Raw genomic sequence first — 12,834 nt, forward strand, 5'->3', positions numbered from 1 at the left:
CAACTTTCCGCTGACCCTAAAGCAAACCAATAATAAACTTAAAAGCAATTGGCCGCGAAAACGTATAAATGTGCTAACTCTGCTTGGTAAAAGGGCATGTTCCAAATGTGCTAATTCTGCTTGGTCTGGAAATAAATGGTTTTGTAGGGGAGCACTACAGTGCTCCAGCAGAAGTCACTATGGTATAAAAACAATATTACTAATAGAAGTGGTTGCATAATACCCTTTTCAACTTTCTGCTAACCAACTTTCCGCTGACCCTACCCTAAAGCAGAACCAATAATAAACTTAAAAGCAAATTGGCCTCGAAAACGTATAAATGTGCTTATTCTGCTTGGTCAAAGGCATGTTCCGAATGTGCTAATTCTGCTTGGTCTGAAAAAAAATGGTTTTGTAGGGGAGCACTACAGTGCTCCAGCAGAAGTCACTGTGGTATAAAAACAATATTACTAATAGAAGTGGTTGCATAATACCCTTTTCAACTTTCTGCTAACCAACTTTCCGCTGACCCTACCCTAAAGCAGAACCAATAATAAACTTAAAAGCAAATTGGCCTCGAAAACGTATAAATGTGCTTATTCTGCTTGGTCAAAGGGCATGGTCCAAATGTGCTAATTCTGCTTGGTCTGGAAAGAATGTTTTTGTAGTGGAGCACTACAGTGCTCCAGCAGTAGTCACTATGGTATAAAAATAAAGTTACTACTAGCGTGGTTACATAATACTCTTTCCAACGCCGCCCTTATGGGCTAGATTCTTCGCGTGGGTCATTTTGACACTTTTCTCCATAAAATCAACAATTAGCAGGTAAAATAATGTAATATGTCGAATTTTATAATATTACACTTTTGTAACTTTATAACTAAAAAGGGGAGCTGAAAATGACCAAAAATTATCTAGAAAACTATGGAGAGTTAGTAGTGCGCACTACCATTAGGCTATGCGCCATAGCGTGCATTTTTTTAGGCCTTCAATATGGTCTTACTATGGACTATACTGTACCTAACTTAGCAATGTTGGCTATAAGTGTATCTTTAGTAGCGCTATTTCTTTACTTTAATGCAGCTAAAAAGTTTTCCGAAAAACACGCACGAATAGTTTTAGCAGTATTTTCTATCGCCTGGCTATACTCTGCATTAATAGGTACAATTATATCCCTATTCTTAATAATACCTGTACTAGTCTTACTATCTTTATATCCACAAAAAAAGTTTAGGTGGGAGATTTTTATATGCCTACTTGTGGGCTATATTGTTATACTAGCTTATAATCTCCTTGGGTATAGTGATGTCTTAGACACAGCCACCGCAATTGGTGTTGGATTTTTCTATCTTACCATAGGTTATGCGCTAAATGAGATTACCGGCATAATTAACAAACTAAGTTTAGATATAGACCAAAACGAAAAACAAATAGTAGAAAGCAAAAGTCAAATGGAAACACAGCTTCAAGAAATAGAAAATGTGCAACAAGAAACAACAAAATACATAAATGAAATAATTCCTTCCTTAAAAGAAACAGTAGATGCTACACAAGAGATAACTAAAAGCATCGATGAGCATACCCAATCAGTAGAAAGCTCATCAGAAAAAGGTAGCCAGTCTATAGATTACGTTTCTAAAGTAAATAAAAGCTCTGAAATATTAGAGTCAAAGCTAAAAGACGTATCCCAAGCAAAACAAGGGGGCGAAAAAGGTCTAAATTCCTTATCTAGAACCGCCACCAAAAGTGTAAAAGTAAAAGACAACATGTTAAACGTAGCCAAACTAACCGACGAAAAAGCAACCAAGATAACCGAAGTTTTAAATAGCATAAAAAGCATAGCAGCCCAAACCCAGATTCTATCCCTTAACGCCTCCATCGAAGCAGCAAGGGCCGGCGAGCATGGCAAAGGCTTTTCGGTGGTAGCCGATGAAGTTGGCAAGCTAGCTGAACAAACTTCCAAATATGTTGTTGATATAGAAGCTATAACCGAAGAGTTAAACAGCAGTACCACAGAAGTAAACAAAGCAGCTAAAGCCTTAAATGCAATTGTAAACGGACAAGGCAAGCTAATCAAAGAAGTAATCGCAGACTTTCAAAATATCGACAACAGCGTGCAAGAGTCCCTAAGCGAAATGAACATAGTAGGCGAAGACTTAACAGCAGTAAAAGAAAACATAGAACATCTAAACTCTCAGTTAGAATCTATGTCTGCAGTATCCCAACAAATTGCAGCCAGCTCCCAGCAATCACTGAGCTCACTACAAGAACAATTCACATCAATGGAAAAAATCCAAACAAAAGTAAACGAACTAGGGAAGAACAGTAGTTAAGCAGTAGTTGAACGGTAGTTGAACAATCGTTGAATCATCGCTCACCAATGGGCCAAAGGAGCTAATCCTAATGATAAAACTCGTTGCCATAGACTTAGATGGCACTTTGCTAAACGACAGCGGAGAAATTCATCCAAAAGATAGCGAAAAAATTCAAAAGCTAATATCCAACGGGGTTTATGTTGTTCTTGCCACCGGCCGCACATTTAAATCTGCCCAGTATATTGCCAAACAACTAAACTTAAATGTACCGATAATAACATATAACGGAGGGTTGATAAAGGACACCATCTCACAGAGAGTCATCCACTGCTCAAAAATAAACTTAGACACAGCAAAAGAAATCTTAAAGCTAGCCGAGCATCAACAAGTATATGCCCGCGCCTATGTAGATGACGTGCTGTGGGAACAAAAAGAAAACACAGACGCCAAACACTACGCCAAAAAACACAGAATTAGCTACAAGATAAAAGGCAAGCTAAGCCAAACCTTAGACAAAGATCCATATATACTGCTATTTAAAGACAGAGAAAACCCCTCTAAAATCTATAACCTAACCAATAAACTAAAAGAGCTAAACAAAGTAACAGTTACATCATCAACACCGGACTCAGTAGAGGTAATGAGCAAGGAAACCTCCAAAGCCCATGCCCTTAAAATAATATGTAAAAAACTAAATATCCCAAAAGAAAAAACACTAGCCATCGGTAATAGCTTAAACGACTACGATATGCTATCATGGGCAGGCACAGGAGTGGCCATGCAAAACTCAGATCAAGCACTACTTAAAATATGGGACAAAGTATCAAAGCATACAAATAACCAAGCGGGAGTATCCCGTATAATAGAAGAGTTTATTAACTTTTAAACTATAAAAAGTGGCCGTCTCAAAACAGGGGTCTTTCCCTGAAGAGACAGCCACTTTTTTCTATTTTCTAATCTTAACTACTACTCCAATAATAGCAGCGATAACAACAATCACTAAAGCCATAACCCAATTAAAACCGCCCTGAGAATCTTCACTATCTTCATCTACAGAGATAATCCCAACCTCGGCATCCTCATCATCAGCACTTACTGGTTCATTACTTTCTTCTTGCTCATCATCAGAGCTAACCGGTTCATCAGGGTTCTCCACCTCATCAGGCTGAGGCTCATCAAAATCAGCTTCATCATCTTCGCCATTTTCTGAGTCCACCGTAAGCGTCCTTACAATTCCTTTTTCGTTTTCCTTTTCCCGATAACGTTCTATAACCTTTTCATCCACAAACTCAAAAGTTTTGGCATCAACATAAATTCCCTGTACTTCACCGCCATCGACAGTAAATGTTGCCTTATAAAATCTATCCTCAGTAATAGCAGGGAAATCCACAACCCAGGCTTCCCGAGTTACAACCTCCCCGTCAAACTTCTCCTGCAATACACCATCTATTCTTTCCATAGCTTCGTCATCCGCCATTTCTATAGCAGCAAAAGCAGTAAAACTAAAAACTAAAACCAATACCAAACTAAAAATAAAACTTCGTTTAAACATTTAATCACCCCTAAAGTTAGTTATTTACCCCTAAGACGATAAAATCAAAAAAAAGTTCCACCAAAACTGCAAATTTCATTCTTTTTTTATACCAGCAGGTCACTTTGTATGTTTTTGATATACATAAAAAACTTTTACAAAGTACTGCTTGCAATATAAGCTAGTTAAAGATATGATTAGACTACAAAGATATTTATAACTTAAAATATTAAGCCGTAGCCAGTTTTCCGCAGGTAAATTCCCACGTAAATTGAAGCCTCACTTTGTTACTATATCTGCTTTTATGCAGATTTTTTTATAAAAACTAAGGTGATTATCGGTGCTAAATATTTAAGAATAAAAACAAGGAGGTTTAAGACAATGCTCTTAAACTATAAAAAGAACGTAAAAAACATCTTAGCAGGAAAACAGCCAAAAGTGAAGCAAGAGGAGTTAAAAGAACTACAAAATAAGTTGACACAACTAAACGAATTACAAGATAATATTATGGCATACACCTTAAAAGTAATTGAACTGAGCTCTTTTTTAGGAAACGTAGAAGTGGACATGGAACATCTATCTGGTAATTTACTAAATCTAATGAATCAGCTGACCACACAAACAGACAAAACAGTGGCTTTTTCTCAAGAATCTAATGCATCAATGACAGAAATTGACAAAGCGTTAGATGAGAATGTTCAAACCGCAGAATTAATTTTAAAAAGTATAGAAGGTGTAGTGGATAACAACAAGAAAAACGAAGAAAACCTTAGTAAGATGGGGACCGTTTGTAACAAAGTGACATCTGAAAACTTAGAGGTAAATAAAAACCTAAAAACCCTATTAGATGAGGTAAAAAAAATAAACGACATAATAGTAGTGATAGAAAATGTAGCAGATCAAACAAACCTACTGGCGCTAAACGCAAGCATAGAAGCTGCTAGGGCAGGGGAAGCAGGCAAGGGATTTTCTGTAGTATCAGAAGAGATCCGAAAACTTGCGGAAAATACCAAAGAACACCTGGCTAAATTTCAGGCATTTAAAGACGAGATAGAAAAAACCTCAGAAAACAGTATAGAAAGCATAGAAAGAACCAACAAATCAATGAAAGAGATACCAGAAGTGTCAAACTCTATCAAATCAATAATAGATAATAACTTTAAATCGATGCAAAAAGTTCAAGAAGATATGGAAATGTTTATGGCATCTTTTGAACAAATTAGTAGCTCCACTACCGAAGTAAGTAGCGCCGTAGACACCTTAACCAGCGAGACTGAAGAAATGTCTAAGCTTATATCAGTAATAGATGGGAATGTAGAGAAGGTTAGCAAAATCAAAGAAACCGTACATAAAAATGACACACAATTTATTGAACTAAACACAAAATACTACGAAAGATTCCTAGAATCTGAAAGTAGCATATCGTCACAGCAGCTTATTAACATTTTGGAAAATGCTAAAAACCACCATAGAACTTGGATGAAAACATTAAAACATATGATTGATGCAAAACAAGTAATGCCACTTCAAATTGACAGCACTCGTTGCCAATTTGGCCACTTTTATAACTCCTTAAAAATTGAAGACCCTAAAATCAAAAAACTTTGGGAAAAAATTGATGATATCCATAACAGCCTACACCAAACAGGTGGAGTAGTAATAGAGTTGATAAATTCAAACGAGCATAAAAAAGCAGAGGAAAAATATTATGCCACAAAAACAAAATCTGAGGAAATGTTCAAACTGCTAGACCAAATAGTTGAAGTTAAAAGTTAATAAAAAGATAGGGCTGACTTAACATTAAAAGTTAGCCCTATCTTTTTAGATTTTATCATCGTGAAAAAAATAAAAAACTGTAAGCGCCAGCTGACAGCCGGCAAAAACCATAACTGATGTCATAATAAAAGCTTAGATTTTAGCAAAATCATTGTGAATCTTCCCATCTTTTATCTCAATAATTCGGTCGGTTTTCTCTGCAATCCGCTGATCATGAGTGATAATTACAAAAGTAGTTTTTAAGCTGCGGTTTAGTTCCCTTAACATTTCGTAGACTTTTTCGCTGGTGTCGGAATCAAGATTTCCCGTCGGTTCATCGGCCAAAACTATCTTAGGGCTATTAATAAGCGCTCGAGCAATAGCAGTTCGTTGTTGTTGCCCACCGGACATATTGCCCGCCAAATTATTTTTCACATCAGAAAGACCCACAAGGTCTAAAAGCTCATGAGCTCTTTTCTTTAACTTTTGATCAAAACCGTTACTTTTAATAAAATGAGGCATCAAGACATTTTCCAATGCGGTAAACTCTGGCAATAGATAATGAAACTGAAATATAAACCCCAAAGATTTATTGCGCAGCAAGGCAAGCTCTTTAGATTTTAACATAATGGTATCCACACCATCTATAAACACCTCACCAGAAGAAGGCTTATCTAGCGTCCCCATTATATTAAGTAAAGTACTCTTTCCGCTTCCAGACTGTCCGATAATCCCGTTAAAGGACTCCTTTTTTATACTCAAATCTAAACTATACAAAACCTTGGTTTTAACAACCTTACCATATACCTTATCTATGTTTTTTAGCTCGATAATATTATCCATTTCTAATCACCTCAATCGGAGAAAGACTCTTAGATTTTAAAGCAGGTACTAACGATGCAACCATCGAAGCCAAAATAGCTATCATGCCAGAAAATCCTATAAAATAAGGGTTTAGCACGATAGGCACAACCGGTGTCCCATCTGGGTTTAAAGCAAAAGTAGAAAAACCATATAATAAACCTATACCTAATAAAATCCCCAGCAAACCACCGGCTAAACCTAGCAAAAAACCCTGGAAAAGGAAAATATAGCTAGCAGTTTGATCATTAATACCCATAGCTTTTAAAATACCCAGCTGCTTAGATTTTTGCAAAACAGTTATAGCCAGTACACTGGCAATTCCTAGCACAACAGATATAATAACGAAAAACTGGATCATAAAACTAGAGGTGCTTTGCCCCGCTAGGCCAGTTAACAGCTGTTGATTCTCTTTTTGCCAATTAGTGACTGTAGCAGCTTTTCCTTTCAATAGCTCACCAACCTGTGTAGCTTTTTCATCTGCTAAAAATGGGTCCTTTAGCTGAGCTTCTATAACACTTACCTCATCATCCTCAAACCCTAAAAAAGCTTGGACATCCTCTAAAGTAGCAAAAACCCAACTAGCGTTAATGTTTTCCACCTTAAAGTCAAAAAAACCTACTATGGTAAACATCTTATCCCCTTTTCCCGGCACAAATAAGGAGATTTCATCATTTATTTTGGCATCTAACTCATCAGCTAGGGTTTCTCCAATCAAAACCTCATACCTATCTTTAGGCACACCTCCATCGGTTATAAGAGGTACTATATCATAGATGAAGTTATCATCTATCGAGCTTACACCTTTTAGCACAACTGACATCTGTAACTCGTCAGATGCCAAAAAAGCACCTTGATTTATAGTTTTAGAAACTCCCGTAACATCATTAAAGTCTTTAGTCAACATATCAACATAGCTATCACTGTTTTTTAGCGGCTTATTTTGGTCGCTAGCTGAAATACTCACATGCGCAGCACGACCTATGGTTGCATCTATTAAACTTGTTTGCAACCCTTCTATTAGAGACCCGATAAAAATCTGAACAGAAATGCCTATGGCAATACCTAAAACAATTAGCAACGTCTGTGACTTATTAGACAACAAAAAGCGGGCAGCTATTTTAAACGAAAGCCTCATAGAACATTCTCCTTTACTTTTTTTAACTCTTTTAAAGAAAAAATATAATAATCAGCTAAGATTTGGTCTTTAACCTGAGAGGAATACTTGACTCCATAGCCCCCGACAACAAAGATAGGAGGGATTACACCTTGCATTAAACACGCCTCTTTCACATCAGCAATAAAATCTCGAAGTTTATGCAGGTGATAATAATTTGTGACACTTATGCACACCAAATTAGGCCTAAATGCTAACACAGCATCTAACGCCTCCTTACGCGGCGTATTTGCTCCGATAAAATTGGCATCAACCCCTAAACTAATTAAAAAATCTGTCACAATCCGCGCCCCAAGCTCGTGATACTCACCTTCTAGACAAAAACTAACGGCGCTACCATGTAACCCCTTAGCCTCACCTTGTTTAACAGCACAAGGATAACATAGCTCCACGCAGGTTCTAACCACCTGCGTTCGAAAATGCTCCTCCCATATAGGGATTTTTTGCGTTTTATGATTTGAGGCGATACCTTGAAGGCAGCTGCTAAAAACATCGGTATAAAGCCTTTCCAAACAAACATCACCACTTTTTAAATAATCAATGATAACATCAACAGCCCCTTGCTTATCCTTGCGCAAAAGAGCATCATTAAACTCACCATACAATTGACTTAGATCGCAATGGAAATTCTCCTTTGACATACTCCAATCCCCCTTTTTATGGAAAAAGTATCCTTAGATATATTTTGTTAATTATATCATAACCTAACAAAAACTGTGACTAAGAAGTTACATAAACTAAGGAAGATATAAAAATAGATTGACATAAAGGAAAAACGATAATACTATAATAGTGCACTAGATACATAGCGCACTGCAGCAACAAAGGCGCTTGTTGGGAGGTGAAAAATTGAATTTTGATAGTTCTAGGCCAATATACTTACAGATTATAGATTATATAAAAGCACAGATTATCAAAGGCGAGCTAAAAGCAGGTGATAAAATCCTATCTCAACGGGAGCTAGCCCAAAAACTTAAAGTAAACCCCAACACAGTACAACGAGCTTATAGAGAGATGGAAAACTATAACCTTACAGAAACTCTAAGAGGCCAGGGAACATTTATAGTCGCTAGTAAAGATCTAAAGTCACAGCTTAAAAAAGAAATGGCAGAAGATATACTAAAAAGGTTTTTTATGGAAGTAGAATCTTTAGGATATAAAGACGAAGAAATTTTAGACTTGGTTAAACAATACCAAAGGCAAAAATGGGAGGGTTTTAAATGATAGAACTAAAAGAAGTAACAAAAAAGTTTGGCAAAAAAAAGGCGCTAGATAATGTAACAACAAAAATTAACAAAGGAAAAATAACAGGGCTATTAGGCCCTAACGGCTCAGGAAAATCTACGATGCTAAAGCTTATTACCGACTTAAACAAACCTAGCTCTGGAAAGATACTAATAGATGGAGAAGAAATAGGAATAAAATCCAAAAGCAGAATTTCCTACCTGCCCGAGATAGACCACTTCTATCCTTGGATGAAAATTTCTGACGCCAAAAAGTTTGTCAAAACATTTTATAGCGACTGGCAGGAAGAAAGATACCAAGAACTTTTGCAGTTTTTAGAACTGGAGGAATCCATGAAAATTGATAAAATATCCAAAGGGATGAGAGCCAAGGCTAAACTTCTACTATCCTTTTCAAGAAAAGCGGATATAGTTTTGCTAGACGAACCTTTATCAGGGATAGACATATTCACTCGCGAAAAAATCATAGAGACAATAATAAAAGATTACAGAGCAGGGGAACAATCCATAATCATAACAACCCACGAAATAAAGGAAGTAGAAAATGTCATGGATGAGGCACTTTTTTTAAAAAATGGCAAAATAGCCCTACAAGGTGAAATTGAAAATCTAAAAGAAGAAAAAAACTTATCGTTGGTGGATTTAATGAGGGAGGTATACGGTAATGGAAAACAGTAACTTTAAAAAACTAATGATGCTTTTTAAAAAAGACTTAATGAACCTAAAGTTTGAAAGCTTGATCTTATTAGGATTGATCGTAGTTGGCTATAGTCTGATTATATTTAGAGTACAGGCTACAGACGATATGCTAAAAGCTGCAGTTATAGGCAACCTTAGCTTTTTGATATTTTTTGGAACTCTTTTAATAATTTTTATACGCTCCTTTAGTTTGGTCTCAAACGAATGGAAAAATAAAACCCTTTATATGATAATGCCGCTACCTGTTAAAGGTAAAACCATATTTTTATCTAAAATCATGGCTATAACCACCCAAACAATAGTGATAAGCGGAATAAGTATGGCATTTTTAATAGCTGTTTGGACGACAATCATTGGGCTAGGCGAAGTTCAGCAAGCTTTAAACACACTAATGGTAAATAGCAGTGAACTTATCAGCGAGTACAAAGGCGAGATAATTAAAGTAATTATTTTAGGATTTTTCTCATTTATAAGTTTAATTGTTACTGTGTTTTTTAGCAGTGTTGTGGGAAGAATGTTCAAAAAAATGTCTGGACTTATAACCTTTATAACCTTTTTACTCACAAATTACGCTATATCTAAAATAACCAGTATAACACATAGATTAATAGGAATTGAAACTAGCATTCAAACCAGCACAGCTTTTGACACCGTAGAAGCTAGCGTAGAAGTTTTCTCAATACAGCAGTTTTGGTTTTACAACATAACTACAGTAATTATTACCTTGGCACTGTTTTTTGCCACAACTTACCTTTACGACCAAAAAGTAGAGCTTTAAAGAACCCCCGCTTACAAACCTTTATCTTGAACACTCAATTCAAAAATTATAGATTAAGGCAATAGTTGTAAGCGGGACAGCAGCAAATAAAGGCCCGGCTGGCTTATCTAACAGTCAGTGGGGCCCCCTAAAAGCTCTCACTTACTCAACCTAATCACTCCACTCTAGTAATATTTGACAACGTTACCAAAGTGAAATATACTTGTAAAATGTGAAAAATATATTAACCTCATCGATATAGCATAGGAGTGATAACCTTGAATATCCGCATAAAGCTTGTAGTTCTACCATTGTTGATAGTTCTAACAGTAATATTCAGTCTTAATTTTTTCTCAAATCGAGTGCTAAGGCAGAGCCTAATTGAGGAGATGAGAACAGAAGGAGTGAATCTTTCTGGGCAAATAATAAGTAGAATAGCAGATAATTACAACGCACTAGAAGCTACAGAAGAAAACATAGAAGAACAAATCACCACCTTAGCTCAATTTATATCAGCAGCTGATATAAAAGATAACCAAACCCTTACAGCTATTGCCGAAAGGTCAGAGGTAGCGGAAATCAACATTTACCAAAACGGAGAAATAGCTTACTCTTCGCATTCAAACAACATAGGACATACCCCAAAAGAAGATCAACCTATACATAGCTTTCTCACAGATGGACGTCGTGCTTTAATGGAAGATTTCACCCAAGACAGCTCTGGTAACCTTGTAAAATACGGAGCTATAAACACACAAGACTCCATTATACAAGTTGGAATAAAAGCAGAGGCATACCAAAACCTCTCCCAAGAGATGGGCTATAACCCGATACTTGAGGGACTAATTTTAGAAGAAGGTATAACATACGCCACACTAGTGGATGAGCATAACAAATCAATTGCTTCAGCAGGGATAGACCTTGCAGAAAACGAGCTCGACAAGAGCATTTTAAGCGTTGCACTAGACGAAGATGGAGCAACTAACGACTGGCATTATGAGCAGCAGGATATAGAGATATTTGAAGTTATTCAGCCCCTATATGTAGAAGGATATAGCCAGATGCATGACGACGAGCTAGCTGGATTATTGCGTATAGGATTTTCTACAGAAGGCATAAACCAGACTATTGGCGAAACAATTTTGCAGGTAAGCTTAATAGGAGCTATAGCTTTTATAATCTTAGCTACAACACTTACGCTAATTACTTTTAGCATCACATCACCTCTAAAAATCGTTACCGACAACATAGAAAAGCTGTCCAACTATGACTTAAACTCTATTGAAAATAGTAAAATAAAAAAATACGTTAAAAGAAAAGATGAAATAGGCACTATCGCAAACTCGCTCACAAAAATGAACTCAAACCTTAAGACTTTGATAAAAGGAATTGCCAATAACTCACAAGGGATAGCTGCTTCATCTGAAGAGCTAACTGCCACAACCCAGCAGTCAGCCAGCTCAGCAGAAGAAATAACTAAAACAGTTGAAGAAATTGCCAGCGGGGCAACAGGACAAGCTGAAGATGCGGAAAAAGGCACAGTGGAAGTTGAGCAGCTAAACAATCTTATAGAAACAAACCAGCAGCTAGTTAGCAGCCTAAGTCAAGCTATAGAAGATATAGACAAGCTCAAAGATGAGAGCACCACCACTTTAGATGAACTGTTGGCAAATACACAGCAAAACAACCAAGCTTCAAACCTAGTGTATGACAACATCTTAAACACCAATGAAAGCACAGAAAAGATTGAAAGCTCCAGCGAACTAATCAAAGAAGTCGCAGATCAAACCAACCTACTTGCACTAAACGCTGCTATAGAAGCAGCAAGAGCGGGAGAAGCTGGCAAAGGCTTTGCAGTGGTAGCCGACGAAATAAGAAAGCTAGCAGAAAGATCTAATGAGTCAGCTACAGAAATATCGCAAATAATAACAGAGCTAAATACTAGAAGCCAAAACTCAGTGGAAGCCATGCATAAAGTGCAACAAGCCATCGAAAACCAAACAAGTAGCGTTCAATCAACAAACCAAAACTTTAACCAAATAAACGAAAAAGTAGAAACAGCTAAAAAGCATCTAAAACAAGTAGAAACATCCGGCAACACCATGAACGATAAAAAAGAACAACTAATAAAAATAATACGCAATCTAGCCCAAATTTCTGAACAAAATGCAGCAGGAAGCCAACAGATAACAGCATCTATAGAAGGGCAGACAGAAGCAATCAAAGAAATATCAAAGGCCAGCGAAGAACTAGCAAAAATATCAGAAAAAATGAGCCAAGACATAAATAAATTTAAGTATTAAAATATACCTCAAATGCTATTGCCTTCACTACCCTTAATTAAGGCAATCAAATCCCCCTTATGTTAGATAGTAGACACTATCTAACATAAGGGGGATTTTAATTTTGGCTAACCTGATATTTACTTAGAAAAATTTCTTGCTATTTATGTCACGCCGTGATATACTCGCATCATATACTATCACAACGTGACATATATATTATCGGAGGTGACA

The 12,834-nt window shown here is 36.6% G+C and carries 11 protein-coding genes; 7 read left to right on the plus strand and 4 right to left on the minus strand.

Annotated features, from left to right (window positions below; all coding sequences use genetic code 11):
• Positions 1-878 precede the first annotated feature (878 nt).
• Together PRVXH_RS01365 and PRVXH_RS01370 are read left to right on the plus strand one after the other, a co-directional pair.
• Entirely contained in the window at positions 879-2,312 is a 1,434-nt protein-coding gene (locus PRVXH_RS01365) for a methyl-accepting chemotaxis protein (protein WP_353893527.1), read from the plus strand.
• A gap of 70 nt (positions 2,313-2,382) precedes the next feature.
• Complete coding sequence (locus PRVXH_RS01370; RefSeq protein ID WP_353893528.1) at positions 2,383-3,180, plus strand: HAD family hydrolase; 798 nt, start codon at positions 2,383-2,385, stop codon at positions 3,178-3,180.
• Positions 3,181-3,240: 60 nt separating this feature from the next.
• Here the strand turns inward: PRVXH_RS01370 and PRVXH_RS01375 are convergent, their stop codons facing one another.
• Entirely contained in the window at positions 3,241-3,846 is a 606-nt protein-coding gene (locus tag PRVXH_RS01375; protein WP_353893529.1) for a hypothetical protein, read from the minus strand.
• A gap of 360 nt (positions 3,847-4,206) precedes the next feature.
• Between PRVXH_RS01375 and PRVXH_RS01380 the strand changes: the two genes are divergently transcribed.
• Positions 4,207-5,601 carry a methyl-accepting chemotaxis protein gene (locus PRVXH_RS01380; protein WP_353893530.1) on the plus strand — a complete coding sequence of 465 codons (1,395 nt, stop codon included), beginning with the start codon at positions 4,207-4,209 and terminating at the stop codon, positions 5,599-5,601.
• A gap of 132 nt (positions 5,602-5,733) precedes the next feature.
• On the opposite strand, the gene PRVXH_RS01385 is transcribed toward PRVXH_RS01380, so the two are convergent.
• The 3 genes from PRVXH_RS01385 to PRVXH_RS01395 are packed head-to-tail and all read right to left on the minus strand — an operon-like array spanning position 5,734 to position 8,259.
• Positions 5,734-6,423 (minus strand): ABC transporter ATP-binding protein, encoded by a 690-nt coding sequence (locus PRVXH_RS01385; protein ID WP_353893531.1) that lies wholly within the window; start codon positions 6,421-6,423, stop codon positions 5,734-5,736.
• Positions 6,416-7,579: an ABC transporter permease gene (locus tag PRVXH_RS01390; protein WP_353893532.1), complete on the minus strand. Its 1,164-nt coding sequence runs from the start codon at positions 7,577-7,579 to the stop codon at positions 6,416-6,418. Before PRVXH_RS01390 ends, PRVXH_RS01385 begins: the two co-directional genes overlap by 8 nt.
• Entirely contained in the window at positions 7,576-8,259 is a 684-nt protein-coding gene (locus tag PRVXH_RS01395) for a cobalamin-dependent protein (RefSeq protein ID WP_353893533.1), read from the minus strand. The genes PRVXH_RS01390 and PRVXH_RS01395 overlap by 4 nt, the downstream gene beginning before the upstream one ends.
• 208 nt (positions 8,260-8,467) lie before the next feature.
• Here PRVXH_RS01395 and PRVXH_RS01400 point away from each other — a divergent pair, with 208 nt between their 5' ends.
• The 4 genes from PRVXH_RS01400 to PRVXH_RS01415 all read left to right on the plus strand — a co-directional run bounded on the left by PRVXH_RS01400 (position 8,468) and on the right by PRVXH_RS01415 (position 12,621).
• On the plus strand, positions 8,468-8,842 hold the full coding sequence (locus PRVXH_RS01400; RefSeq protein ID WP_353893534.1) for a GntR family transcriptional regulator: 375 nt from the start codon (positions 8,468-8,470) through the stop codon (positions 8,840-8,842).
• Complete coding sequence (locus PRVXH_RS01405; protein WP_353893535.1) at positions 8,839-9,540, plus strand: ABC transporter ATP-binding protein; 702 nt, start codon at positions 8,839-8,841, stop codon at positions 9,538-9,540. Before PRVXH_RS01400 ends, PRVXH_RS01405 begins: the two co-directional genes overlap by 4 nt.
• Positions 9,527-10,339 (plus strand): hypothetical protein, encoded by an 813-nt coding sequence (locus PRVXH_RS01410; protein ID WP_353893536.1) that lies wholly within the window; start codon positions 9,527-9,529, stop codon positions 10,337-10,339. The genes PRVXH_RS01405 and PRVXH_RS01410 overlap by 14 nt, the downstream gene beginning before the upstream one ends.
• A 257-nt stretch (positions 10,340-10,596) precedes the next feature.
• Complete coding sequence (locus tag PRVXH_RS01415) at positions 10,597-12,621, plus strand: methyl-accepting chemotaxis protein (RefSeq protein WP_353893537.1); 2,025 nt, start codon at positions 10,597-10,599, stop codon at positions 12,619-12,621.
• The last annotated feature ends 213 nt before the right edge of the window (positions 12,622-12,834 follow it).

Origin of the sequence: Proteinivorax hydrogeniformans (genome assembly GCF_040515995.1) — a bacterium.
Taxonomy (GTDB): domain Bacteria; phylum Bacillota; class Proteinivoracia; order Proteinivoracales; family Proteinivoracaceae; genus Proteinivorax; species Proteinivorax hydrogeniformans.